Source organism: Sodalinema sp. (assembly GCF_046483825.1).
GTDB lineage: Bacteria > Cyanobacteriota > Cyanobacteriia > Cyanobacteriales > Geitlerinemataceae > Sodalinema.
This window is the reverse complement of the sequence record NZ_JAWOCL010000021.1, coordinates 1-26,329: the sequence shown is the minus strand read 5'-3', so window position 1 is coordinate 26,329 and position 26,329 is coordinate 1. Positions and strand designations below refer to the sequence as shown.

Sequence of the window (26,329 nt, the reverse complement as noted above, 5' to 3'; positions counted from 1 at the left end):
TTCTCCAGCCTCATTCTCCCCCAAAATCTTGTCCGGTTTTCGCCCAATTCCGCTCCAGCAAAGGTTGACCGATCCCGATTCCCAAACCCGTCTAACCCCTGACACCTGTTGCAAGTTAACAATTTTTTAACGACAATAAGGATCAAGTGTCCCAGCGCTCGACCCTTAGCTTTTTTCTCAGCCATCATCACCTCAGGATGCAAGCCTAAAAAACCGTTATTCCTCTAACGAGGCCTTGACCAGAACGGAGTCTCGATTTTCCTACCCCTACGTAAATTTATATGTCTTTCTCCCTTCCCTCCACCAACCCACGCCGAGATAAAGGATCTCATTCTGGCGATCACTCCTCCGCGCAGCCGAGTTCCGAGAAAGAGTTAGAACGCAACCCAGGGAATCTCAACCCCAGTCAAGATGCTGCCACCCTTGATCTGCAACGTCAAGTCAAACTGGCGAACCTGATCAACGAAATCAATACCCAACTCAGTAGCACCCTCGAACTCGACGACATTCTCAACACCGCCTGTCAGCTTCTGTGTCAAACCCTCAACTGTAGTCGCGCCAGTGTCTTGGTTCGCGAAGAGGGCGATCGCGAAACCCTGGTTACCCGAGGAGAATATATCGATGGTGATTATCCCAGCCAACTCGGACTCAAGATTGACGCCAAAGATAACACCCATATTCAGGTTTTAATGTCCGATGATAGCCCCGTCAGCGAACGGGATATGGCTCAGTTTCCAGGCTTAGGCCGCGCCACTCGCAAAGCCCTTAAGCGGCTGCAAGTCAAGTCAATGCTGGGGATGGCTACCCGCTATCAAGGGGAGGTTAACGGCATCATTGGCTTGCATCAATGCGATCGCCACCGAGACTGGCAACCCTGGGAAGAACAACTCCTCGAAGGGGTGGCCCGTCAGCTTGGAATTGCCATCGATCGCGCTCGCTTATATCAAACCAGCCAGGAAGCGGCCGCCCAAGAAGCCTTTCTACGTCTCGTCACCAATAAAATTCGCAACACCTTAGACGTTAAGACCATTTTAAAAACAGCCGTTGAAGGAGCGCGACGACTTCTTAAAGCCGACCGAGTGGTCATCTATCAGTTTCAGGATGACTGGAAAGGACAGGTGGTCGTTGAAGATATTACAGATTCCTGGGCGTCGGTTTTAGGAAACATGGGCGCTGATGATTGTTTTTCCGGGGAATATGCTCATTTATACCGGGAGGGGCGAGTTCGCGCCATTGATAATATTGAGACAGACTTAGATTTAGATGCCTGTCATGCGGATTTTTTGAGAACCTTAGATGTTAAAGCAAATCTCATTGTACCCATTCTAATTGGACAAAATCAAGAGGGCGATTTACCCCAACTTTGGGGTCTCTTGATTGTGCATCAATGTCGCAGTCCACGTCATTGGCGAGTGCGTGAAAGTCATCTCATGTTGCAATTAGCCGATCAGTTGGCGATCGCCATCCAACAAGCCGAACTCTTTGCCAAATCTCAAGCCCAAGTTGAACGAGAATCTCTGTTACGACTGATGACCGAGCGGGTTCGAGGAACCCTAGATTTACACGAGATTTTACAAACCGCTGTCACCGGGATTCGCAGTCTTTTAAATACCGATCGCGTCGTGGTCTATCAATTTATCCATGCCGCGATAGGAGGATGGGATGGGGATGTCGTGGTTGAGGATGTTGGCAACCCAAAATGGTCAATTATTCACCAGAAAACCTGTGATGATTGCTTTGGCGGTGAACATAGTCAACTTTATTTAGAAGGACGAGTTCGGGCGATTGATAATGTCTCGATTGATCCTCAATTAGATGACTGTCATCGGCGTTTTTTGGACAGTATTTCCGTTAAGGCGAATCTGATTGTTCCAATCGTGACCAATCCCACAAAATCAAACGATGCTAAACCTTATCTCTGGGGGTTATTACTCGCTCAAGCCTGTGAACAGCCCCGTCAATGGCACAAAAGAGAAATTAGTCTTTTAGGTCAATTAGCCGAACAAATTGCGATTGGCATTCAACAAGCGGAGTTATACAATCAAACTAAAACTCAAGCCCAAGAACTTCAAGCCACCTTAAACCGTCTTCAATCAACTCAGTTACAGTTAATTCAAACCGAGAAGTTATCAGGATTAGGGAAAATGGCCGCCGGTGTCGCCCATGAAATTAACAATGCCAATAATTTCATTTTTGCCAACTTGCATTATGTCCAAGAATATGGGCAAGACTTACTAAAAGGACTGGCTCAGTTGGACACCGAAGCCGCGATTGATTTGAAAGAAGATCTGGATTTTGACTATATTCAGGATGATTTTCCCAAGATGCTAAAATCGATGCGGGAAGGGAGCCAACGGATTCATAATGTGGTGCGATCGCTGCAAACCTTTTCTCATTTGAATGAAGCAGAAATCAAACCCGTCAACTTACATGAATGTCTCGAAAGTAGCTTAGCCATGTTGCGGCTACGCTTTGATGCTAACCTACAAATCCATAAAGACTATAGTGAGGAAATGCCTTTAGTTGCCTGTTATCCAGGACAAGTGAATCAAGTCTTTTTTAACCTCATTGAAAATGCCCTAGATGCCTTAGAAACAGATAAAAAAAGTGGCCAAAAAAGTGGCAAACAAAGCAGCGAACTCCGCTTGCGGACAGAGGTATTATCCGACGATTGGGTTCGCATTTGTATCGCCGATAATGGGCCGGGCATTCCCCCAGAGATTCGCGATCGCATCTTCGACCCCTTCTTCACCACCAAAGCCGTGGGATCTGGCACCGGTTTAGGCCTATCAACCTGTTATCAAGCCATTGTCCAGGGACATCGCGGTAAACTGTATCTCAACGAGAACGATCAACCGGGAACAGAAATTTGTATTGAGTTACCGGTTCATCGAGATGATTGCCGTTAACTGTTCATCTTGTTCATCTTGGGGGTATCCATGAATTTAATTCGAGATCGTTGGCCTGAGTCTTCTCAGCCTTGGGGGAACCGTTGGCGGGAGATGTCTCGCCCCATCTTGGCGCTGATGTTGGCCCTAATGCTGCTGCTTTGGGGAATGCCCGTTGCAGTGGCAGACCCGTCCATCAGTGCCGCTGATTTGCAAGAACTCGAAGACGTGAGCGATCGCGCCCGAGAAGCCGCACAACGAGGCAACTTTGCAGCCGCCGAAGCCCTCCTCTCAGCCCTAATTGAGCAAGTTCCCCAAAATCCGGCCCTTTGGAGTAATCGTGGCAATGTCCGAGTCAGTCAAAACAAGCTCAATGCTGCCCTTGACGACTACAATCACGCCATCGAACTGGCCCCCGAGTTCCCCGATACCTATCTCAATCGAGGCACCGCCTACGAAGCCCTAGGGCGCTGGGATGAAGCGATCGCCGACTATAACCGCGTCCTAGCCCAATCCGCAAACGACGTAGCCGCCTACAACAATCGCGGTAACGCCAAAGCCGGACAGGGAGACTGGCCCGGGGCCATCGCCGACTACCGCCAGGCCATCGAACAAGCCCCCGACTTCGCCCTAGCCCGGGCAAATTATGCCCTAGCCTTGTACCAAGTGCAACAGTCGGGCGAAGCCCTCCAGGAAATGCGCAATCTAGTCCGCCGTTACCCTCAATTTGCCGATATGCGGGCCGCCCTAACCGCCGTCTTGTGGGATATGGGGAAACAAGGGGAAGCCGAGAGTAACTGGGTGGCCGCTGCGGGATTAGATGGCCGATATCGTAATCTCGACTGGGTGAGTGATGTACGCCGCTGGCCACCTCGCATGGTGCAAGCCCTAGAGAAGTTTTTAACTCTCAATCCCTAGACTCTCAGGCAGTGGATTAACATGAGGCTAACCTAACCCACGAGGGGGTTATCCCGTTCCCGCCAATCCCCGTCATCATCCTCAAGGCGATCGCGCTCATCCTCGCGTTCAGGCCGCAGATCTCGCAGTTCCCGTTCCTCCCGTTTCTCCTGAGCCCGCTGGGCTGACTCAAAGGCGCGATCGAGGTCAGTGCTACAATCAGTCCAATAGCCACCCGACTTGCGACGGCGCAAGATATCTCGAACCGCACCGATGAGATCAGCAAAGGTATAGCCTTCGTTTTCAATCGCTTCGATGAGGGTTTCGAGTTCTTCAGATAGAGCTTGACGTTTTCGTTTAGAAAGATTGCGAACTAAACCAACATAGAGGGAGTCGTAATCATTCATCATCGGCTGTCATCCAGTGGGATTCAAAAGTGTCACAATGAGTCTGGGAGTGTTTAAGAGACTCCCCATCGATGATATCCCACTCTCCGCCGTCTCCGTCACCCCATATTCTCTCAATCGATTCTTGATCGACTGGGCTTGATTGTCTATGAACTCTATTTTTGCTGTTATCGTCCTCTCCGCCATCGGTTATGTGGCGGTGGGTATCCGAATTATCAATCAAGGAAATCTCGCCCTGGTCGAGCGTTTGGGGAAATACAATCGCACCCTGGCCGCCGGGTTAAGCTTTGTTGCGCCGGTGGTTGAGAGTATTGTTTGGGAAGATACCACCCGAGAACAGTTCTGTCGCGTTGATCCTCAGTTAGTTATCACCAAAGATAATGTCTCCTTGGAGGTGTCAGCCGTGATCTACTGGCGCATTTTCAATTTGGAGATGGCCTATTATGAAATTGAAGACGTAGCCGCCGCCTTACAAAGCCGCGTCACGACCATTATCGGTGCAGAAATTGGACAACGGGAATTAGATCGAACCGTTACAGCGCGAGCGGAAATTAACCAAGTTTTATTAGAACAGATCGAAGACGAAACCCAGGAATGGGGCATTAAGGTGTTGCGGGTTGATATTCAAAAAATCAATCCTTCTGCGACGGTCTTGGAATCAATGGAAATGGAACAAGCGGCAGAAATTAAAAAACGTGCCTCAATTTTAGAAGCGGAGGGAACAGCGGAATATATGAAAAATATCGCCCGCGCTTTAGAATCGCGTGAAAATGCCCGAGAAATTTTGCACTTTTTCATAACGCAACGCTACGTAGATTCAAGCTTTAAGTTGAGTCAAAGTGACAACTCGAAAGTTGTTTTTATGGACCCGAAAGCGCTCTCTGAAGCCCTTGGCCCCATTTTGGGCGATGATTTACCCCCTTCAGGACCGACAAATGGTTCCCGAGAACCTTGATGGGAGAGGGGTTCAGGATAACCAGGAATTAATTGTTTATTGTGGGTCTTCTGAATCTAGCGTAGCGTAGGGGCGAAAGATTTTTCGTCCCTACAGCAACGGATGTAATCAAATTCTCCTTATCACCCTAAACCCAGAAGACCCTTTATTGTCCGGTTACGGATAAGCCTTCAACTAAAATAGAGGGAGTATAACAGGAACCATGCCAGCGGGCATCACCTGCCAAACGGACAACATTCTGCAAGGCCGTATAAACATTTCCTGAGACCATCGTATCTTTAATTCGTCCGAGAACTTGCCCCTTCTCAACGCGATACCCGAGGGCAACATTGATAGAAAAATCTCCCGAGAGTCCGCCACCACTGCCGAGAATTTCATCGACAATAATGCCATGATCGAACTCAGCAATGAGATCCTCTAAGCGGCCTGATCCCGGTTCAATCATGAGATTAAACAGTCCGGGGGTGGGATAACTCGATAATCCCGGACGAAAGCCATTGCCGGTGCTACCACTGCCCATTAAACGACCAATGCGGCGATCGCAATAAAACAGTTGTAACACCCCAGCCTCAATAAAGGTCAGGGGACGGGTTGGCGTTCCTTCATCATCAAACGGACAACTATAGGGACCCAACTGAGGCCGTTGAGAGATGGTCAACAGCGATGACAGTACCGGCTGATGCAACCGAGAACTCCAGGGGGAGGACTGTTCGAGCGCCTGCTTCCCATTCAGGGCCGCCTGAACGGTTCCCCAAAATAAATCAGCCGCTTTGGCGGTAAACAACACCGGTAGTCGTCCACTGGGACAAGACACATTTTCTTTAGCCCAAGCGAGTCGTTGTAAGATGGGTTGAGTGAGATCCGAGGGATTGAGGCGATCGCGTTGGCTTTCCCCATCCGAGACCGTGAGAAAATCATCGCCACGCACCCATTCGACGGTTACATCACTGCTTAAAGTAATGTCCGTGTAAGAACAGTCCAGTCCGGCGGTATTGGCTAAGCGAGTTTGTTCATGGTCGCATTCCCACGCCGCTGTACAGAGCGTTTCGGGATAGAGATCCCGGATTTGCGCGATGCTTTCGCGGCCCCAACTCAAGAGTTGTTCAACGGAGACAGCCTGGCCCACATCCCAATTTGCCGTGGGGTAGGGGTCTTGTAAATCCGGGGACTGGGGGGGATTGAGGCGACTAATACTGAGCGCGCGCTGGACCAGTTCCTTGGCGGAAACCTCCCCGTAGGCCACCGCCAATCCCGGTTGGCCATTGCGCCAAACCCGAAGGCTGAGGCCTTCGGATTCGATACTTTCGAGTTGTTTGAGGCGATTGGCTTCAAAATAGACCGGACGGGTGTGCGATCGCGATTGAAAGACCTCGGCCGCTTCAGCGCCCTCTTGTAATGCTAAATCTAGGAGTTGTTCTATCATGACGGACGCGACAGTCTCAGGGTCTCAACTCTACCGTAGGTTCAATTCTGGCAAGAGCCAAAATCCGGCGAAGGCTTCCACCTCCGGCGAGGACTGAACGGCTAAGAAATGCGCTCCACCCGCCTGATCTTTCTGGGCTTCAAAGGTTTTAGCATCGTTGACGCTACTCTCATTGGTGAGATCGGCCAACACCCAACTTGAGTCATCTTCCGTTTCCAAAATCAAGCGCGGCCGGGGACTGGGGACAAATTTGATAAAACCAAGTTCCAATCCCGACATCCAGGCGGCGATGGGGAAGGCGCGGGGAGAATAGATAACGAGTCCGGGGATAATGCAATCGCCATCGAGGTTCAGCAGTTCGAGAGGGAACGATTCACCAAAATCAATGTTCCAGTCGGGTAAATCCGCAAAATCAGCGGCGCTGAGGCTGACCATGGCCCATTTGTTGCCCTCTAAAGCATCCGGGAGAGGGCGAGGCGCTTGGATTTCGTAGCGCACTGAGGCCGAGCGCACGGCGGCTTCTTCATAGCAGGGATCTTGAGGATAGACCGTCGCCATGCGGTCTTCGAGCCATTGGTACAGGGCCAGGGTGCGCCGACTCACCTGAGCGTCTAGCCCCATATCTTTACAGGCTTTGACGATCATATTGTTCATCTGTCGCCGAAAGAAGCGCACCTTGGTGGGGGGGGTGGGGGCTTCGGCCATGGCCTGGGCTAAGGCGTCTTTTAGCCAGGTTGAGTTAACGGTGCTGCTTGAGCAGTATTGGGAATAGCGAAATAGATCCTCGGGCGATCGCGAGACCGATAGCGGACTTTCACAAATCAGAAGTTCCCAGCGTTTTTTTTGCGTTTCGTCCACCAAGGGACGAGAGTAGAAGTCGAGTTCCCAGACAGTTCCCATGCCAAATTTCTAAATTGCCAAATTTCTAAGTTGCCACTGTTTCTATCATAGGGGCTATTGACCCCTCAGCTGAGGCGATTCATCCTCACCGGGGTTGAGGTGGCCCGGCTGTACCTAACGGCGATCTAGGCGTTTGAGGGTTTCGAGGGTATATTCTGAGCCAGCAAAGTCATCCTGTTTACGAAAAAGCGCTTCTGCGGTTTCTAAATCAGCGATGGCACTGTTGAGGCGATCGAGTTCCAGGTAAACCATAGCCCGATTGTAGAAGGCTTTGGCCGATTCGGGTTCGGCCACGAGCGTCTCGGTGAAGTCATTGAGGGCCTGATCGTAGTCTCCGAGTTCAAAGTAGAGACTGGCTCGATTGAAGTAAGCGTCCCCATAGTCGGGGTTGAGGGCGATCGCCCGGTTGTAGTCCTCCAGCGCGGCCTCACTGTCCCCCAGGGCGCTGTAGGCGCGACCTCGATTGGTGTAGGTGCGGGCATCGTCTTGATCGAGTTCTAAGGCCCGCGTAAAATCGCGGATCGCCCCGTTATAGTCCTCGGTTTTTAGGCGGGCGATGGCCCGGCCGTGATAGCCTCGGGTGCTGTCGGGAGAGAGGTTAATGGCTCGGCTAAAGTCATTCACCGCCGCCTCGTAGTCTTCAGCTTCTAAACTGGCCTGGCCGGCGGCGATCGCACTCAAATAAGGCTGACTCAGCGCTGATTTGCGCAGTTGTTCTTGTCGCCAGGAGGAATCGACATTTTCCGGAGTCTCCCAGCCAAGATTTTCCGTGAGACTGCGAGAGTGTACCGAAAAGGCGATCGCCATTCCCACCAAACCGACTCCAACGGAAATCAGGGTGGTTTTAACCTTAGGACTGGGACTCATGAGCAGCATTTAATCTGGGGTGAGATAGCGTTCAATTAGCAAGATAGCCACAATATCATCGATTGGCCGAGGTGGAAGTCGCAATCCTTGCGGAATTAAGCGTTTTAATCCCCGTGGGGGATACATCGACCAATAGCGATCGCGAGCCGCTAAGGTACTGTTCTGTTCATTAACCGTTACCAGCCTTAAATCCGGAAGTTCTTGCCGAATACGGTCTTGCCACTGGCGCGAGGTGGTGCGATCGCCGATAATCAGTGTTGTACTACCAAAGCGATCGCACAGAGTTTGTAGCGTCTCTAGGGCGCGATCGCTGGCCACCACTTGAGCGTCCAAGACTTTGTCAAATCCTTGAACCACCGCCACACCACATTTATCGCGGCCGGGGTCAAATCCTAATAGGGGTAAATTATCGCAGCAGCCTTGTGTCATAGAGGATTGATTACCATTGAGCCGCCATGATTCCTCAGCAGACTCTCAAACGCGAAGCCCAAACGATGATCTCGAACCGTCAACTGGACCGACCTGAATCTTGGGGTTGAGTTTGGGGTTGAGTTTGGGGTTTAATTTGGGGTTTAACATTAAGTATTGTATAGCATAGAGCCAGACCTTATCCAAAACGCCGATCCCGACTATGGCCACAGCCGTTCCCAACCCCACTTCCCCCGAAACCGCCCCGACTCAGACCTATTCCTGGCAAAACTACCGTTGCGCCTACGCCGTCCACCGCCGCGATTCGAGCCAAGGCCAGCCCCTCGTGCTCATCCATCCCATCGGTGTCGGCTTATCGCGCCATTTCTGGCAACGATTCTGCGACGAATGGCAGCATCAGGGGCAAACCAATCCCCTCTATGCCCCTGATTTGCTCGGCTGTGGCGAGAGCGATATGCCGCGAATCGCCTACCGTCCCGAGGATTGGGCGCAACAATTGCAGGCCTTTATCGATCGCGTCATTCAAGAACCCGTGATTGTGGTCGTCCAAGGGGCCTTATTTCCCGTCGCCCTGCGACTAGCCCAACAGGCCCCAGAACAAGTGGCTGGACTCGTCTTATCGGGGCCGCCGGCCTGGGGGGTGATGACGCGGGAGGCCAAACCACGGCAAAACCAACTCCTCTGGAATCTCTTTTTCGACACTCCCTTAGGCTGGGGGTTCTATCGCTATGCTCGCCGGGAAGCCTTCCTGCGATCGTTCTCCCAAGACAAACTCTTTGCCGAAGCCGACGACGTCGATGCCAACTGGCTCGATACCCTACAGCAAGGGGCCGCCGATTTAGCCAGCCGTCATGCCGTCTTCTCCTTCCTAGCCGGCTTTTGGCGTCAAGATTACGGCCCTGACATCCGTCAACTTCAGCAGCCGGTGAAGGTTTTATTCGGAGAAGGGGCTTCAGGGATTAGTCGACGGGGCAAAAACGACCCCGCCTCCAAACGCCTCGACGACTATCTCAGCCAACTCCCGAATGCCGAAGGAACCCTCATTCCAGGGCGAAACGTCATGCCCTACGAAGAACCCGAAGCCTTTGTCCGCGAAACCGCCGCCTTCGTACAACGAGTTGCCCAAAACCACTCATCGAGCTAGTCCTCTGGCTCCAATCCGGCGGCCCGCAGCTGCGATCGCAATCGCTCAGCTCGTTGGCGTTCGAGTTCAACTTGCTCGGCTCCCCATAATAGGAGCGTCCCCGGCTCATCCCACCAGCGTAGCCAAAAGCCGTTCCGATTCTCGCGGCATCCTTGCCATGACCCGAGGAACAGCCCCATTTCCGCAATCCAAAAGCGATTCTCTGCGTTGGCTGACACTAAGATATAACGTCCGTTTTCGTTGAGGCGATACAGTTCCAAGACCCCCGTTTCTGGGTCAAAAATACCGTAATTGGGGACTTGGAGAATTTGCTCGTAGAAAAAGAACTTGCCAGGGGGATAGGTTTCTTTGATTGAATACTCCTCTCCGCCTTGGTTTGAGAGGAACTCCAGCACTAACAGGGGCGGTTGTCCCTGGAGTTGGGGGGTATAGCTACGGACGACCTCCTCTCGCGCTACCGTAATCTCGGGGATAAAGGCCCAGTCTGGGGCTTTAATCACCAACTGCTCGTCAAGGGTGGCACAAATTCCGTAATTTGTGGACGCTAGGGCCGTTTCGGGAAGTCGTCCCGCGAGGCTGAGGCTTTCGCTGAGGGCGGCGGCGAGGGCAGGCTGATTGATATTATCCACAGGATCATCCGGCAGCACAACATCATCCGGTAACAGATCCCAGGTCACGGTGTGGGAGCGATAGGGGGCTAACATGACGACTCGTGCTGTTTGCAGACAGGTTAATGGGTTGAGATAATTTGATTGTACTGGGTCGATCGCGTCTTGTCTCGTCGGGTCTCTCGTAATTTTGGGGTAGATACGTTAGTTTCAAATTAGTGCAAGTCGAAGCTTGGCTCTTGTCCAGGAGTCGGCTTGTCTGAAAATCATGAATGTTACGGAGTTAACAGACTATGGCGTTACTGAATAGTAATGAAATCCAAACCAAAGCTAGTGAACTGGCTGATTGGACAGTTGAGGGCAAGGAACTCAAACGCACCTTTGAGTTTAAAGACTTTCTGCAAGCGATCGATTTTGTGAATAAACTGGTTGAACCGGCTGAGTCTGCTGGACATCATCCAGATTTGAGTATTTCTTACAATAAGGTGACCGTTAGCCTCACCAGTCATGATGCCGGTGGCTTGACGGAGAGCGACTTCGAGATGGCGAAAACGCTCTCAGCCATCTAGTCAGACTTTGGCGAAACGGGTAGAGAATCAGAGTTCTGCCAGATGTCAACCCGAGGAAAACGGCAGGAGAAACCACGGGCGATCGCAGTGAGTGTTATCATTTTCGCAACTCAAGAGCGGTGGCCAATCCACTCCACATTCAACGATGGTAGTTCCTGATCCTAACTTTCTCAGTGATGATGGCGAGCATCTCCAGGTCATTGAGCAGTTGTTTGATATCGGTGCAGCCCTATCGAGCCGTTATGATCTCGGTGAACTGCTGAATCTGATTCTCTGCAAAAGCCGGGAAATAACCTCTAGTGATGCGGGGAGTCTCTATCTCGTCGATCGCAGTTGCCCAGACTTCCCGGTGTTACTCTTTAAGGCGGCTCAAAACGATTCTCGCCCTGCGGTGTCGTTTCGTGAGTTTGCAATGCCTCTAACGAAGCAGAGTATTGCCGGGTATGTCGCCCTAACCGGAGAATTGCTCAATCTCCCCGACGCTTACCATCCCCCTGAGGATGCTCCCTATCATTTCAACCGCAACTTTGATGTAGACATTGGCTATCGCACTCGCTCTATGTTGGCGGTGCCGATGCGAAACCGTCATGGAGACACGATTGGCGTTCTGCAACTGCTCAATCGTAAACGCCAAGCTGATTTAATTCTACGTCCTGAGAATGTCATCGAGGCCACGGTTCCCTACAGCTCCTGGGAATGTCGAGTGGTGAAATTTCTGGCGAGTCAAGCGGGAATTTCGATTGAGCGTAATCATTTACAGACGAATATCGAACAGTTATTTGAGGGATTTATCCGCACTTCAATCCAAGCCATTGAGATGCGAGATCCCTGCACGTCGGGCCATTCGGAACGGGTGGCTCAGTTGTCGGTTCGTCTCTGTGAAGAGGTGAATACAGTCACCGAGGGAAGGTGGCAAGAGATTCACTTTAGCAAGGCTCAACAACAAGAAATTCGCTATGCGGCTCTACTCCATGATTTTGGCAAAATCGGTGTTCCTGAAGCCGTTTTAGTCAAGGAAAAGAAACTCTATCCTTATCAATTGGATCTCATCCGTCAACGGTTTGCTGTCGCTCGGCGTACTCTTGAACTCGATACGGTACAGGCGAAGTATCGCCGGTTTCTCGATGAATCGCAACAGGTAGAGCATCGAGATACTTGTCCCCATTGTGAGGCAATTCAGGCTCTCGATGAACGGTTACGGGAACAGTTGTGTCAATTAGAGCAGTATTGGCAGGTGATTGAATTGGCGGATAGGCCTCAACCCTTAGCGTCTGAGTCGTTGACGCTCCTTGATGAGATTGAAAACTATCATTATCGTGATGTTGATGGGAGTCTCACTCCGTTGATTACGGCTGAAGAATTGGAAAAATTACGGGTTTTATATGGAAATCTGACGGCTTTAGAACGGACTCAGATGGAGGCTCATGTGAGTAAGTCTTATGAGTTTTTAAAGCAAATTCCTTGGACGCAAAATTTAGCGGATGTGCCGAAGATTGCTTTTGCTCATCATGAAAAACTCGATGGAAGTGGTTATCCTCAAGGCTTGAAAGCTCCCGAGATTCCCTTACAGAGTCAGATTCTCACGATCGCCGATATTTATGATGCCCTAACCGCCGGCGATCGCCCCTATAAAACTGGCTTGTCTGTTACTCGCGCCCTCGAAATTCTCAATGAAGAAGCCAAGCTATATCATATCAATGCGGATTTATTGGCATTATTTAAAGAACGCCAAGTCTTTACCGTTTTAGGGCATCAACTTGAGTCGCAAGACTAAGTTTATAAAGTTCATAAATCATCGAGTTGGCACAACCTATAATCAAGTAACAGCAGGATGTCAGGTTCACAATTTCCCTTAAAATTTAAGAATGAAACCTTGTTAAGACAGGCATTTGTTCATCGTTCTTATGCCAATGAAAGCGCAGAACCCCTTGAGGATAATGAGCGGCTTGAGTTTTTGGGAGATGCCGTTCTCAACTTTATTAGCGGCTCATGTTTGTATCAAACCTATCCCGAGTTTAGCGAAGCAAAACTCAGTAAATTGCGAGCTAAGTTAGTCGGACAAACCCATCTTGCTAGTCTAGCACGACAACTGCATCTGAATGAGTGGATTAAACTAGGACAAGGAGAACGAAAAAATCGAGGCTATGACAAAGATTCGCTTTTAAGTGATGTGTTTGAAGCGGTGATTGGTGCGTACTTTCTGGATGCGGGAATTGAGGCGGTGCGGGAGTTGGTTGAACCGTTACTGACGAAGGCGATCGCCGATATGGAGAATGATACGACAATCGAGGGACAACTGCACGATCGCATCACTGACGCAAAAACACGGCTACAAGAGTGGGTTCAAAAGAACTACGGGGTTCCCCCTCAATATCGTGTCATTGAAGAACGTGGCGAACCTCATAATCGCACCTTTGTGGTGCAAGTGTTGATTCAAAATCAAGCGGCGGCAACTGGAACCGGATCACGAAAACGAGACGCGGAACAAAAGGCGGCGGCGATCGCCTTAGAAAAGCTGACAAGACGTGATCAATAATCGTGAGTGATCGTGTAATTTGGAGAAAATGGGTGTTCTTGAAATGCGGTGTAATGCGTTGCATTAAATGCAATTGAATGCAAAATTGTAGAGGAACCCACCCCTTACCCCTCCCAGGAGGGGATTTTTGCCCCTACAAAATAGGATGATTTACGGGATTTTAATCCTCAACCAACTCCAAATACTGAGTATCCAAAAGATAGGTTCCCCGTTCAAACTTAACCGTCCAAGTTTGTCCCGGATTGCGAGTGATAGCAACCCCTTCCATCCCCACATCGAGGAGATTTGGCGGCCGTAACATTGGCATTGGATCAGCCGTTTTTAGGTAAGGAGGGCGGCTCACCAACCGCACTTTCGCCCCAACAGTCAACTCAGCCATAGTCACTCGTTATTGTCAATCATTTGTAATCATTTGTAATGAATCGTCAATCGCAGCGAAAACCGTCAAATTCGTTATCTTAACCTAACGTGAAATGACTCAGTTTAGGGCGATCGCTGGCGGTAGAGATTACAAAATTGTTGCGTATTTAACTGAATCCTATACCGACGGAAGTTCACTGTCAACTCTGACCAACCGTCAACCGGGATCAACAGGTAACCATCAGCGATGATCCACCGTTAACAGATCTTCAATCGTTGCCAAGAGTTCAGCCGGGGCAACGGGTTTACCCAGATAACGATTAGCCCCTAAACTTTGAGCTTTTTGGCGGTGGCGATCGCCCGTACGTGACGTTAAAACAATCGTCGGTAGGCCATACCAACTCCCATGAGCGCGAATCCGTGCCAACAAATCAAACCCATTGAGAATCGGCATCTCAATATCCGTCACCAACAGATCCACCTGGCCCTGTCGCTGTTCCAACTTCTTCCAGGCCTCCTGGCCATCGCGACAAGGAACCACCGCAAACCCCGCCGAACTCAAAATCCTCTCAAGCGATCGCCGCGCTCCCGTCGAATCCTCCGCAATGAGAATCGTCGGGACCTCCGTTCCCCGAGACAATCCCCGCGTCTCCTGAAGTTGGGGGTCTGGACTGGCTAACTTCGCCTTCAGAAAGCGAGGTAAAATCGTCGGGACCGCCTCTCCCGTTCCCAAAATGGCGCAACCGGCCAAATAGGGGGGAATCGCCACCGTATCATCAAACGGCTTGAGAATCAGTTGTCGCTCATCGGCAATGCGATCGATGGCTACCGCCAGAGGTTCCGTCGCCCCCCGCAACACTAACACCACTCGCGGCCGATGCGACACCGTCGCCGCCGTCGGGTACGGGAGTAGATCCCACAGCGGCGACAACGACAACACCTGTCCACGCCAAGTCATCGATTGTTCTACCTCCTCCGGCCCGTTCATCGCCCCTAACCCTGGCGTTAACCGCTCCCCAGGGACAAACAATTGCCCCATACCCACGGCATCATCGTAAGGCAACACATCTAAAACCGTATCACTGGGAATCGCCACCAACTGCTGGCCAATCTGGCATAACAACACCGACAGCAAATTCAAACTCAACGGTAAGCGAATCGTGAACGTGGTTCCCTTCGAGGGAACCGTATCCACCTCAACACTACCCCGCAACTGTTGGACCTGAGTGCGAACCACATCCATCCCCACCCCGCGCCCAGAAATATCACTCACCGCATCGGCGGTGGAAAAACTCGGCTCAAAAATCAAATTCAGCAGCATCTCGCGGGGTAACTGGCTCATCGAGACTCCATTGCCCAATACCCCTCGTTCCAAGGCTTTACGGTACACCGACTCTAAATTGATGCCCCGGCCATCATCGGCAATGGTAATCACCACCTCACTGCCCTCTGTGCGTGCGCCTAAGTGAATTTGAGCCAGATCCGGCTTCGACAACAGCCGCCGCTCTTCGGGGGCTTCAATGCCATGATCCAAGGCGTTATTGAGCAGATGCGTCAGGGGAGTTTGCAGTTGTTCTAAGACAATGCGATCGACGAGGACATTTTCCCCAGAAATCTCCAAGCGAGAGGTTTTGTCACAGCGACGATTGAGCCGTTCTAGCTGGGGAATAAAGCGCTCGGCGAAAATTTTAAAGGGAACTAAGCGGGAGGTGGTTACCTCGTCATAGAGATGGTCAAGATCTCGCCGAACTTGTCCGAGATCCTGAGCCAGTTCGCGGCTGACAATATCGATGTCGAGGCGGGTTTCTTGGACTTGAGCAATTAACTCCTCGAAGGTTTGTAGGCTACTGTGTAGGGCGGTATAGCGATCGAGTTCTAATAAATCAAACTCTCCCGCTTCCTCATTCACTCCATCGGCTTGAGGGGGATGATCCAAAGTCGAGAGGCGGTCATAGAGGGTTTGCACATCATCGCGGACGGGTTTCACCTGTTGCACGATGCGCCGCAGGGTTTGGCTGGCCTGTTTGAGTTGTCGCTGTTGCAGGGTCAGCCGTTCATGGGAGACGATCAACTCGCCCACTAAACTGCCCATTAACTCCATACGCTCTAAGGGAATCCGTAACTGTTGCTGGCGCAGGGAGGGCGAGGAAGGGGCTTTGGTTGGGACGGAGTTTGTATTTTCTATATTTGTTGTATTTGCCGCCTTCTCTGGGGTCTGGGGCGGTTCTGAGGTGGTTCCGGGACTGGGGGAACTACCCCCTTGAGACTTTCCCGGCGACCCTCCCTGATCTAACTTGGGATTTAAGTTGGGATCTAAGTTGGGATCTAAGTTGGGATCTAACTTAGCCAGATAGCGGTCTCGTTGCGATCGCAACTCCGTGATGAGTTGCTTGGCCAGGGGCCGTAGTTCGTCGGGATGGGTACAATCGTCGATCGCAGGACTCACCGCATCAATCTTGGCCACGAGCCACTCTAAACTATAGGCTTCCCCGAGCAACAGACATTCATCGAGAAATAGGGCGATCGCCTCGTGCAAGTTGGGCCGCTGTTCTTGCAAATGCTCCTCTAGGGTCTGCAAACAGGCCTCTAAATCCGAGGTCAGGGCCTGGCGAATTAGACGAACTTTCCCCGGCGAGACCGAGGTGGATGAGGCTTCTGGGGCAGAAGTCTCCTCTTGCCGAAGCTGTCCCTTAAAGCTCGTCAGTGCTGTCAGCAGTTGGGGATCGGGTTCTAAATCCATTCCCTGAGCTTGAGCCGACTCTAGCAACTCCGTTAGGGTTTCGAGTCCTTCTTGCAACAGGCCTAAGGCCGTCTCTTGCTGGTTTCCCTGAATTTTGCCCTCATTCCAGGCTTCGAGGAGATCTTCGAGAGGATGAGCCAGACGACTTAACCCCGGCATCTGGGCCACCCCAGCCCCCCCTTTCACGGAGTGCGCGGCCCGCATCAGCCCCTGATAATCGGGAGATTGGCCCGCCGTTAACTGTTGCAACCCCTCTTGCAACACCTGTAAATACATGGGGGCATCTTCTTCAAGAAAGCATTGTCGTGCTTCTTCGGCGATCGCCGCCAAAACATTGGGATCAAGACTGTAATTCATGGGCCGGTCATCATTGAGGGTTCAGTCGCGAACAGCAAATCTCTAACAGCAAATCTCTAACAGCAAATCTCTAAAGTCGGAACTGAGCCACAGAGTCTTTAAGTGTCGCAGCGGCCTGTCGGAGTTCTTCGAGGGATTCAGTGACCGTTTGTGCCGTCGCTGACGTGGTTTCGGTCATCGCCGAGACTTGTTCGACCATCTGATTCACCTGTTTCGAGGCTGAGCGTTGGGTGGTGGTATTTTGTGAAATGGCTTGCACATATTGATCAATCGTCTGACTGAGATCAGCTAACCCTTTCAACGTTTGTTTGGTTTGGGCCACCCGTTCGGTTCCCTCAGCCACCTCTGATTTTCCGACTTCCATCGCGTGTTGCACTTCAACGGTGTCCTGCTGAATAATCTCAACAATTTGCTCAATACTGCGTGTGGCTTCCGTGGCTCGTCCCGCCAGGCGGCGGACTTCTTCGGCCACCACCCGAAACCCTTGTCCATATTCTCCAGGTACGCGGGAGGCCTCAATACTGGCATTGTATGCCAATAGGTTGGTTCGTTCAGAGATTCCCGAAATAATCGTCAGAATTTGTAAGATTTGCTTGAACGAGTCCGTGAGGCGATCGACTTTACTGGCGGTTTCGGCCACAGCCGCACTGATGTTTTTAATACTCGACACTGTTAAGTCCATCACTTCCTCCCCATCGCGGGCGGTTTTAGCCCCCTGCTGGGCGATCGCCGCCGCCTGTTGAGCCGATTGGTCCACCACGCGAATCGACTCGACAATCTGGGCCACCGTCCCGAGAGTGCGGTTAATCTCCTGGGCTTGCACCGTCGCATCCCGCGACAGTTGCTGCATTACGGGAGTATTATCAGCCGCCAAGTCATTAACTTGGTTAGCGATGGTTTGCACCTGAGACACCAGCTCTCGCAGCCGGATAATGGTGGTATTAAAGGCATCCGCGATCGACCCGACGGCCCCATCGGTCACCGCCGCATTGACCGTTAAATCTCCCCGTTGCGCCCCTTCAATTTCGAGCAATAGGTTCATCACACCCCGTTGTAGGCGTTCCTTTTCCCGCCGTTGCTGTTCGGCTTCTTGGCGACGTAGGGTTTCTTGTTGTTCAACTGAGGCCATATTGACCTCAATGCTGGCGGCCATCTGATTGAGTTCCTGGGACAAAATACCAATTTCGTCGGTGCGTTCGGTACTCGCCACCCGCACTCCTCGTTCGCCTCGTCCCACCCGTTGGGCGAAGGCGGCCAAGTCTTCGAGGGATTTAGCGAAGGTTTTGGCCACCACGATCGCAATCCCACTAACAATCAACGCCGCTCCCCCACCCACGGCAATTCCGAGCAGTTGCTGGGCGCGAATGAGTTGTTCGAGTTCGGTTTGGGGCCGGGCCACGGAAACCATACCCACGGGGGCGACATCGGGGTTATTGCTTTGGGTATGGTCATAGAGGGGACGATAGACGGTGAGATAATTGTTGCCGTCGATATTTTCAACGAGGGAGACGTTATTGCGACTCTCCCTGAGAACAGCTTGGACAACGGGAGCGGGGGCTAGAGTTCCGATGGCGCGGGTTCCGTCTCCAGCATCGATGTTGGTGTTGACGCGCCAATCTTTGGCATAAACCGAGAGGGATTCGGCCCCGACCAGTTGTTGAAATTCATCGAGGAGGGCATGATGTCGGTTATGTAGAACGCCGACAATGGTCGTCCCCACGATCGCCCCATTGAGACGCACCGGATAGACCACCACAGTGGTGAGTCCGGCTTGAAAGTCATCGAGGGCAAAGTCTCGTTCGGATAAGGGTAACGGTGGCGGTTGCGTCATGCGGGCCAGGGACTCTCGCAGGGGAATTTCAGCTTGGGGTTGCAATCCTAGGCGGCTGATAATCTCTGAGGGCAGAATTTCGATGCCTCGTTGCGGTTCGCCGCCCTCGAGGGCGCGGCGCACGATTTCTAAGTCCCCGAGGGCGATACCGGGTTCTGTGTCGATGCGCTGAAATTCACTGGCGTCAATGTCACGATCTGGGGCGGGAACGGGAGGATAGGGAGATTCGTTGAGGGCGGAGGTGTGAATTTTAATGCCCTGGGCGACGGTGTTTCCTCGCGCGTCGGTGAGGATGCGAAAGCTTTTGGTGGTATCGGCGCGGTTGCGATCGCCGGCGGCTAAGGCTTCGGTGGCCAAAGCATCGAGATAGCGGCGTTCTTGTTCAACTTGTCCGGGGTTGCTGAGGTTGATATCGCGGACGGCGACGAGTTGGGAGAGGTTTTCGGCTTCGGTGAAACTATCATCTTCGGTCCACATGACATAGTCGCTGGCCCAACTGGTGACATCGGAGTTGAGTTGGGAGAGGAAGTCTTCTTGAACTCGCTCTTGGGTTCGGGCCACCAAAAACACGGTGGTGATGGCCACGGGGATGACGGAACCACTCACCAGGAGGGTGGTCAGTTTGTGGGTAAAGCTGAGATCTTGCCAGATATGACTCAACCAGGTTTTGGCCGCTTTGGGGAGCGAGGACAGGCCCGTGGCTAACTCGGAACTGGTGCTTGAGGTGGAGATATCGCTCTGAGCGGGGTTGTTCTCACCCAGGTGGTTGAGGGCTTTACGGGCGCTAATGCCATAAAAGCCCTCGGGATCTTGACGAATGAGGTGTTCATAGAGCGATCGCGCCTCAACGAGCGCCCCCGACTGCTCGTAGCGGTTGGCTTCGAGCAGTTGTTCTAGGAGCGGATCTCCTGGCTCCGCCGCCGATCCGGGATTGGCGGCAGACGGGGAAGGGTCAGACAGCGATCGGGCGGGGCGATCGGACATGGTGGGGGCGAGGTAGAGGGAACAGGGGACAGGACGCGGGGCTATTGGATATGTTGATAGACGGCGTCGAGGAGTTCTTTGGGCGCGTAGGGTTTAATTAGGTAAGCTTGCGCCCCTTGACGCAGCGCCCAAAATCGGTCAAATTCTTCGCTTTTAGAACTACAAAATATGACCGGAGTGTCTTTTAATTCAGGGGTTTCGCGAATGGTGCGGCACAATTCTAAGCCACTTTTTCCTGGCATCACAATGTCTAAAATAAAAAGATGCGGCGGCGAAATGGATTTGAGTTTTTCCCAGGCTTCATCGACGGCACTGGCTAGGGTGACTTGAAATCCTGATTGTTCGAGTAATGCCCGCATCATTTTTTGTTCCGCGTGACCGTCTTCGACAACAAATACGTGTTTCATGGGTGTTAAAAAGAGATTAGGGTAGTGGACAGTTGATGGTGGCTCATTGAAGGTTGAACCGGGTTAAGTTGAACCGGGTTAAGTGGATGGGTTTTACCATTTTTTAAACGTTGTGCCATAGATGTCTGTCGGGGAACCCACCCCTAACCCTTCCTGGGAGGGGATGGCTGTTCGCCCTCCTCGGTGTTAGATGTCTAGCAAGCATTTCGAAGAATGGTATAAGTTGAAGGCTAATCACAAAAAAAGTGTATCGGTTTTCATTAGAATTCATCAGAACGGTTGGGGGAAACAGGGGATTTAGACTTATTCGAGTTGAAATTTTGCCAGGTTAGACCTGAGAATCTCAATATCCTGAGTCAATTGTTGGAGATGAGCGAGCATCTGTCGAGTCTCTTGCACAGTCCTGAGAGATTGGTCATAAATGTCTTCAATCTGGGGCGGTAGCGGTTCTGTGTCTTCAAGCGGCGGCCCATGCTTCTCAGGGCTGGCGGCTAGGGTGGTTTCAATGTCCTGGGAGAGATCAATCACTTGCCGGAGGGTGGTTTGAGTCTGTTGGACGCAACGGGTACTGTTGACGACCTCGGAGGTTCCGGCTTCGAGGACATCGAGGACTTCGGCGGTTTCTTGTTGAATCCCATTGATGAGTCGTTCGATGTCGGCGGTGGATTCGCTAATTTGAACGGCTAACCCTCGTACGTCGTCAGCCACTTGACGAAATCCGGCGCCTCGTTCGCCGGCCCGGGCCGCTTCGATGGCGGCGTTGAAGGCCAGGAGGTTAGCGCGTTCGGAAATGCCCACGACAACGGTGAGGATTTGCGAGACCTCTTGAGCTGATTCTGCCAGACGCTTGGCTTTTTTGGAACTGTTGGCGACGGTGGTGCGTAGGCTGTCGATGCTGCTGACGGCTTCGGAGCGTTCCTCACTTCCGCCGAGGGCGGTTTGGCTGATCTGTTGGGCTAGGGTGCGAATGTCTTGCTGACGTTGGCTGAGTTGGGTCATGGCTTGGCTGATGGCCGTGACTTGGGTTAGGGCGGTTTGTAGCTGTTGGGATTGGTCATCGACGCCTTGGCAGAGTTGATGGGCGGCCAGGTGGCTGTTTCGGCTTTCTTCCTCGATGCGATCGCTGATTTGGTTGGTTTGGCTGAGGCTACGACGAAGGCTGGCGGTGGTGGCGTTAAAGGCGTCGGCGATCGCCCCGATGGCACCGTCACTGAGGGGAGCTTGGACGGTGAGATTGCCCCGACGAGCGGCTTCGAGCCGTTCGAGTACATCCATCGCTTGTTGTTGTAGCCGTTGTTTTTCTTGCTGCTGTTGGTAATGTTCGCGATCGCGCTGTCGTTCGAGTTGCCCGAGTCGTTCTCCTTGATAGGTGAGGCGATCGATCATTTCCCGCAGTTGTTGGACAATGCCGCCAATTTCGTTGTCACTGGGGCTAATGTCTAGGCGGGCTAGGGGGTTCTCTTGGTTAACTTGTTCGCTGTAGTCGGCAATTTCTTCTAACTCTCGTCCCCAGCGATGCAAGCGCGGCAGAATCAGACTGAGGCTGATGACGGCACTCCCTGTGGCGAGAAGGGCAATCCAGAGATAGGGATGATCTGGCGACGGTTGCGCCCTCTCAAGTTGCTCTTCGAGTTGGCGGTCTAGGGGGACATCCTCGGAGGATGAGGGTCGCGGCGATCGCGGCCCGGTTTGGGGGTCGGGTAATAGCCAAAAGCTAGCCAGAGCGGCGGTTCCTAGGGGGATAAAGGCGGCGGCGATCGCCATCAGTTTCAATTTGACCCCGAGGGGGAATTTCCGCCGTTTGCGGCGCGATGGGGCGGGGGCAGGACTGGGCTGAGTGGGGGCCGGGGTCGCCAGCAAGGATTGAGGGATGGGGTTGTTTTCGCCAAATTGGGTATCGGCGAGTTCCTCGCTTGGGGGCGTTTCGCCTAGGGCTTTGCGGGCGCTTTGTCCCCAAACTCCTTCTTCATCCTGTTCGATAATTTGCTGGTATAGCTCTCGGGCGCGATCGCTCTCCCCGTTTTGCTCATACTGATTGGCTTTTAAGAGCAAATCGAGCAAATCCAGGGAGTGGGTCGAACTGACGGTATCTTGTTCGAGTTTTGGGTTAAGGTCCGAGTAGGGTTGAGCCATAATTACTCTGCATGAGGGCGCTTCAGGTCAGGGGCTGTTGCTGGTAAACGCCTGGGGATTGGATGCCGCTGTAGGGCATCGAGGAGGGCCTCGGGATCTAACACGGCGACCCCTTCGCGGCCGTCGTACACCACTTCGGGTAAGAGGGGTTGTAGTCTGGGTTTAAGTCGTTGTTGGACCCGGCGCGATCGCGATGAGGAAAACACCCGTTCTAGGTCGGCCACGACACAGGCGACGGTTTGCCGTTGTCGGTTGGGGCCAGCAGCCACGTAGGCGCGGCTGGAACGGTCTGAGCCTGGCGATTCTGACTCCTGACTGTGGCGGGTCAATAACAGGGCTTTCACGGCTTGGCCGGGCAAATTTAAGCGTTGGGAGGAAACCAGGGAAGGAAGGTCTAAAAATTGGCTGGTGTCTAACACCCAGGTTAAAACTCCTTGACGATTGATGACCCCCAGTAAGCTGGGCATCACACCAGGAATCGGACAAATCAATTGCCGCTCAATTTGCAAGGCGGCGTCAATGGCATTTAAGGGTAATGCGACCCGCACGTCTCCCGATACTCGAATTTTAAAGTAATCGCGTTCCATGATAGTCTCTTAGACATCAACCGGGTTATTTTGTAAAACTTTGCCAATTGACTCGACTAAATGTTCGGGATGAAAGGGCTTGGTTAGATAAAAGTTTACACCTAAGGTTTTGGCCCGGATGCGATCGAGAATCCCATCGCGACCGGTGAGCATAATAATCGGAATTTCCCGCAGTTGTCGCGATTGCCGCAGCATACTACAGAGTTCATAGCCATCGATGTCTGGCATATTGACATCCATCAAAATTGCCGCCGGTTTTTGTCGTACTAAGGCGGTCAGTGCCTGGGCTGGTTCGGTAATTCCTAAGACTTCATAGCCCGACAAACTTAGGATTCCTTTCACCTGTTTTTGAATAGTTTTACTATCATCAATACAGGCGATTAGGGGACGTGGTTCTGGTTTTTTGTCGGCTTTAGCCTTGGGCGCACCGGTTGTCCTTGATGAGTCGCTGGTTGATTGTTCCTGAATTTGTGTGACTAAAATTCCCTCATTCAGAAAGGGTTGTATCCAGGCCACCAGGGTTTGAACTGAGACTTTGAGTAACGTGGAAATTTCATAGAGGGAAAGCTGTTTACGAAAGATGCTGGCGGTGGCTTGAATCAGTTGATCTGGCTCATGACTCGATCGCACCGGGACCGGATTATGGTGACAGCAGGCTCGAAAACGGACTTGTTGCTGATCGGGCAAATAGAGATGGACAAAGGGAGAGGGAAGCTGTTTACGCCACTGTTGCCATTGAAGGGCCATCTGCCAGAGAGGGGCCGGAATCTCGGCTAAGGGGGTTTCCATTAACACGGGGTCAACTTTCGACCCTTTGGAAAACTCAATTTCTGTCTCAGGAAGTGCTAAAACATGAACCAAGGCTTCGAGACTCAGTCGCATCAGTAATTGACGCAGTTTCGACATCGCGAGTCCTTGGCCATGCCACCAGCGACAGAGTTGAGGATATTCATTCTCGCGATCGCTAAATTCGAGTTTGGCGAGATTGGGTTGAATCGTCCGCACCAGACATTGCAACCGTTCGGTTTTACCGTTGACGCTCGTGGCGTAGGTCAGTTTACCGGCTCGTAGAAACACCTGCCAACTGACCTGTGGATCTTGGGGATCGCCCACGGTGAGACACCCAGAGACTTGCTTATTGACAAGATGCTTGATGGCTTTACGGGGATGCGTGACCGTGCGGGTGACACGTAACCCAGTATTACCGGTCTGAGGGGGAGAATTACCAGTCATGGTTGCTGTGAACAGTTGACAGTTAGGAGAGCGGCGCGATACAGGCTCAATAAAGGGGTCGAGAGGGTTAAAAATCAATGCTCATCGGCGATCGCGGGAAAGGAATCACATCGCGAATGTTCGTCATCCCGGTGATCAGTTGCACTAAACGCTCAAATCCGAGTCCGAACCCAGCATGAGGAACGGTTCCGTAGCGTCGTAAGTCAAGATACCACCAGTAGTCCTGTTCATCTAAGCCGCTGGCGTGCAGACGTTGCTGTAACCGGTCCAGCCGCTCTTCACGTTGGGAACCGCCGATAATTTCTCCGATTTGAGGGGCCAGGACATCCATGGCGGCTACGGTGTTTCCATCGTCGTTGGCCCGCATATAAAAGGCTTTGATGCCGATGGGATAGTCGTAAACGATGACGGGTTTACCGATCAGCTCTTCGGTGAGATACCGCTCATGTTCTGATTGTAAGTCCATCCCCCATTCGACGGGAAATTCAAAGGCTTTGTTGGCTTGTTGGAGTTTTGCGATCGCCTCGCTATAGGTTAAACGCTCAAAGTTACTGTTAATGATGCCATCGGCGCGGCTGAGAACGGTCGGATCGATACGTTTATTGAAAAATTCGAGGTCTTCGGGACAGGTGTTGAGAACGGCGTTGACGATAAATTTGAGAAAGTCCTCGGCTAAGTCCATGTCTTGGCTGAGGTCACAGAAGGCCATTTCTGGCTCAATCATCCAAAATTCAGCCAGGTGACGGGAGGTGTTGGAGTTTTCAGCGCGGAAGGTGGGACCGAAGGTGTAGACGTCGCGCAAGGCCGAGGCCATGACTTCGGCTTCGAGTTGTCCGCTGACGGTGAGATAGGCGGGTTTCCCAAAAAAGTCTTGACGGTAATCGACGCTCTGGTTTTCGGTTTTGGGAACGTTGGCTAGGTCGAATTGGGTGACGCTGAAGAGTTCTCCGGCGCCTTCGCAATCGCTACTGGTGAGGATTGGGGTGTGAATCCAGAGAAATCCTCGTTCTTGGAAGAATTGATGGACGGCGTTGGCGGCGCTGTTGCGGACTCGGAAGACGGCGCCGAGGGTGTTGGTGCGCGATCGCAGGTGCGCGATGCTACGCAGAAACTCGAAGGAGTGGCGTTTTTTCTGGAGCGGGTAGGTTTCGCTATCAACGCCGCCGTAGAGGTGAATCTGTTGGGCCTGGAGTTCGAGCCGTTGACCTTTGGCGGGGGAGTCGACGAGGGTTCCTCTGACTTCGACGGAGGCGCCGGTATTGAGCTGTTTGATGAGGTTGGGGTAATCGGGACGTTCTGGAGCGATGACCACTTGTAGGTTGGCCAGGGCCGAGCCGTCGTTAACTTCAACAAAGCTAAAGTTTTTGAGTTCCCGTTTGGTGCGAATCCAGCCTCGAACAATCACGGTCTCGTCGGGATGACCGTGGCGTAAGATATCCAGAATTTTGCGGTGTTCCATAGCTTAAGCGGTGGCGGCGTCTCTTAACTGGCACATGATTTCAATATCCAGCCTACAACAATGCCTAAGCCTAGGAAGCGTACCGCCTGCCAAAATGGCTCTCGTAATTCTCGCCAGGAGAACAGTTGACTCTCAAGACGCAGTTCGAGGTCTTGGAGTTGCTGTTGAATCTGTTGTAATTGTTGCTGTAGGGTTTGTTGTTGTTGGCGATCGCCTTTGACTTGTTCGTAGCGCTCTCGAAACTCCTCGAAGGCGCGTTCGAGGGCCTGAAGTTCCTGTTCAAGCTCGGGATTGGGGGGTGAGGGGTCGCTGCGGCGATCGGGATTTGAGGACATGGATTTGAGGATGTGGGGAGACTCAGCAGAAGTTCCACGGATAACTCGGGGTTGGGGAATCGAGAATCCTCGCCATTTACAGTCGAGGATTGGCAAGGCTTAATCGTTCTTTTAATTGTTTAATCGTATTATGACAGTATTTTGATTTGATAGTTAAGCTGTTTAAGCCTTAGGTGACGGGCCTCCCATCTACGAAGAGCAAAAAGTGGACAAGTTCTAGGGTCTTTTGCCGGCTCCCCTGTTCTAAATGCCTAGGAAAATGTCAAAATGGGGAAGAACG

The 26,329-nt window shown here is 52.1% G+C and carries 22 protein-coding genes; 7 read left to right on the top strand and 15 right to left on the bottom strand.

The genetic code is table 11. The features are described 5' to 3' along the window. Positions 1 to 281: 281 nt before the first annotated feature. Together R6U67_RS01440 and R6U67_RS01435 are read left to right on the top strand one after the other, a co-directional pair. Complete coding sequence (locus tag R6U67_RS01440) at positions 282 to 2,909, top strand: GAF domain-containing protein (RefSeq protein WP_410250889.1); 2,628 nt, start codon at positions 282 to 284, stop codon at positions 2,907 to 2,909. A 30-nt stretch (positions 2,910 to 2,939) separates the two neighbouring features. Then, positions 2,940 to 3,806 carry a tetratricopeptide repeat protein gene (locus R6U67_RS01435; protein ID WP_410250888.1) on the top strand — a complete coding sequence of 289 codons (867 nt, stop codon included), beginning with the start codon at positions 2,940 to 2,942 and terminating at the stop codon, positions 3,804 to 3,806. A 32-nt stretch (positions 3,807 to 3,838) separates the two neighbouring features. Here the strand turns inward: R6U67_RS01435 and R6U67_RS01430 are convergent, their stop codons facing one another. Next, positions 3,839 to 4,195, bottom strand: coding sequence for a hypothetical protein (locus tag R6U67_RS01430; RefSeq protein ID WP_410250887.1), 357 nt, complete (start codon positions 4,193 to 4,195; stop codon positions 3,839 to 3,841). Between the two features lie 145 nt (positions 4,196 to 4,340). Between R6U67_RS01430 and R6U67_RS01425 the strand changes: the two genes are divergently transcribed. Then, positions 4,341 to 5,147 carry an SPFH domain-containing protein gene (locus R6U67_RS01425; RefSeq protein WP_410250886.1) on the top strand — a complete coding sequence of 269 codons (807 nt, stop codon included), beginning with the start codon at positions 4,341 to 4,343 and terminating at the stop codon, positions 5,145 to 5,147. A 145-nt stretch (positions 5,148 to 5,292) separates the two neighbouring features. Here the strand turns inward: R6U67_RS01425 and R6U67_RS01420 are convergent, their stop codons facing one another. The 4 genes from R6U67_RS01420 to R6U67_RS01405 all read right to left on the bottom strand — a co-directional run bounded on the left by R6U67_RS01420 (position 5,293) and on the right by R6U67_RS01405 (position 8,766). Then, positions 5,293 to 6,570 (bottom strand): TldD/PmbA family protein, encoded by a 1,278-nt coding sequence (locus tag R6U67_RS01420; RefSeq protein ID WP_410250885.1) that lies wholly within the window; start codon positions 6,568 to 6,570, stop codon positions 5,293 to 5,295. Between the two features lie 30 nt (positions 6,571 to 6,600). Continuing rightward, complete coding sequence (locus tag R6U67_RS01415) at positions 6,601 to 7,470, bottom strand: Tab2/Atab2 family RNA-binding protein (protein ID WP_410250884.1); 870 nt, start codon at positions 7,468 to 7,470, stop codon at positions 6,601 to 6,603. A gap of 114 nt (positions 7,471 to 7,584) precedes the next feature. Continuing rightward, complete coding sequence (locus tag R6U67_RS01410) at positions 7,585 to 8,337, bottom strand: tetratricopeptide repeat protein (RefSeq protein ID WP_410250883.1); 753 nt, start codon at positions 8,335 to 8,337, stop codon at positions 7,585 to 7,587. 9 nt (positions 8,338 to 8,346) lie between these two features. Continuing rightward, on the bottom strand, positions 8,347 to 8,766 hold the full coding sequence (locus R6U67_RS01405) for a pre-16S rRNA-processing nuclease YqgF (protein WP_410250882.1): 420 nt from the start codon (positions 8,764 to 8,766) through the stop codon (positions 8,347 to 8,349). Positions 8,767 to 8,968: 202 nt separating this feature from the next. Here R6U67_RS01405 and R6U67_RS01400 point away from each other — a divergent pair, with 202 nt between their 5' ends. Then, positions 8,969 to 9,910, top strand: a complete 942-nt coding sequence (locus R6U67_RS01400) for an alpha/beta fold hydrolase (RefSeq protein ID WP_410250881.1) — start codon at positions 8,969 to 8,971, stop codon at positions 9,908 to 9,910. Here the strand turns inward: R6U67_RS01400 and R6U67_RS01395 are convergent. Then, the gene (locus tag R6U67_RS01395) at positions 9,907 to 10,614 is read right to left on the bottom strand and encodes a Uma2 family endonuclease (RefSeq protein WP_410250880.1); all 708 of its coding nucleotides are present in this window, start codon (positions 10,612 to 10,614) and stop codon (positions 9,907 to 9,909) included. The two genes, R6U67_RS01400 and R6U67_RS01395, sit on opposite strands and share 4 nt — an antisense overlap. 197 nt (positions 10,615 to 10,811) lie before the next feature. Here R6U67_RS01395 and R6U67_RS01390 point away from each other — a divergent pair, with 197 nt between their 5' ends. The 3 genes from R6U67_RS01390 (at position 10,812) to rnc (ending at position 13,623) form a co-directional block, all read left to right on the top strand. Beyond that, entirely contained in the window at positions 10,812 to 11,087 is a 276-nt protein-coding gene (locus R6U67_RS01390) for a 4a-hydroxytetrahydrobiopterin dehydratase (RefSeq protein ID WP_410250879.1), read from the top strand. Between the two features lie 145 nt (positions 11,088 to 11,232). Beyond that, positions 11,233 to 12,861: an HD domain-containing phosphohydrolase gene (locus tag R6U67_RS01385; RefSeq protein ID WP_410250877.1), complete on the top strand. Its 1,629-nt coding sequence runs from the start codon at positions 11,233 to 11,235 to the stop codon at positions 12,859 to 12,861. A 57-nt stretch (positions 12,862 to 12,918) separates the two neighbouring features. Then, the gene (gene rnc / locus R6U67_RS01380) at positions 12,919 to 13,623 is read left to right on the top strand and encodes a ribonuclease III (RefSeq protein WP_410250876.1); all 705 of its coding nucleotides are present in this window, start codon (positions 12,919 to 12,921) and stop codon (positions 13,621 to 13,623) included. A 160-nt stretch (positions 13,624 to 13,783) separates the two neighbouring features. On the opposite strand, the gene sipA is transcribed toward rnc, so the two are convergent. From sipA to R6U67_RS01335, 9 genes are all read right to left on the bottom strand, one after another. Then, on the bottom strand, positions 13,784 to 14,002 hold the full coding sequence (gene sipA, locus R6U67_RS01375) for a regulatory protein SipA (protein ID WP_068788574.1): 219 nt from the start codon (positions 14,000 to 14,002) through the stop codon (positions 13,784 to 13,786). Between the two features lie 222 nt (positions 14,003 to 14,224). Further along, on the bottom strand, positions 14,225 to 17,080 hold the full coding sequence (locus R6U67_RS01370; RefSeq protein WP_410250875.1) for a response regulator: 2,856 nt from the start codon (positions 17,078 to 17,080) through the stop codon (positions 14,225 to 14,227). Between the two features lie 70 nt (positions 17,081 to 17,150). Next, the gene (locus R6U67_RS01365; RefSeq protein WP_410250874.1) at positions 17,151 to 19,895 is read right to left on the bottom strand and encodes a methyl-accepting chemotaxis protein; all 2,745 of its coding nucleotides are present in this window, start codon (positions 19,893 to 19,895) and stop codon (positions 17,151 to 17,153) included. Between the two features lie 41 nt (positions 19,896 to 19,936). Next, on the bottom strand, positions 19,937 to 20,302 hold the full coding sequence (locus R6U67_RS01360) for a response regulator transcription factor (protein WP_410250873.1): 366 nt from the start codon (positions 20,300 to 20,302) through the stop codon (positions 19,937 to 19,939). Between the two features lie 303 nt (positions 20,303 to 20,605). Then, positions 20,606 to 22,435 carry a methyl-accepting chemotaxis protein gene (locus R6U67_RS01355; RefSeq protein ID WP_410250872.1) on the bottom strand — a complete coding sequence of 610 codons (1,830 nt, stop codon included), beginning with the start codon at positions 22,433 to 22,435 and terminating at the stop codon, positions 20,606 to 20,608. 2 nt (positions 22,436 to 22,437) lie between these two features. Then, the gene (locus R6U67_RS01350; RefSeq protein WP_410250871.1) at positions 22,438 to 23,022 is read right to left on the bottom strand and encodes a chemotaxis protein CheW; all 585 of its coding nucleotides are present in this window, start codon (positions 23,020 to 23,022) and stop codon (positions 22,438 to 22,440) included. 9 nt (positions 23,023 to 23,031) lie between these two features. Next, the gene (locus R6U67_RS01345; RefSeq protein WP_410250870.1) at positions 23,032 to 24,255 is read right to left on the bottom strand and encodes a response regulator; all 1,224 of its coding nucleotides are present in this window, start codon (positions 24,253 to 24,255) and stop codon (positions 23,032 to 23,034) included. Between the two features lie 67 nt (positions 24,256 to 24,322). After that, complete coding sequence (gene asnS, locus R6U67_RS01340; RefSeq protein ID WP_410250869.1) at positions 24,323 to 25,714, bottom strand: asparagine--tRNA ligase; 1,392 nt, start codon at positions 25,712 to 25,714, stop codon at positions 24,323 to 24,325. Positions 25,715 to 25,737: 23 nt separating this feature from the next. Further along, entirely contained in the window at positions 25,738 to 26,145 is a 408-nt protein-coding gene (locus R6U67_RS01335) for a DUF2203 domain-containing protein (RefSeq protein WP_410250868.1), read from the bottom strand. Positions 26,146 to 26,329 lie beyond the last annotated feature (184 nt).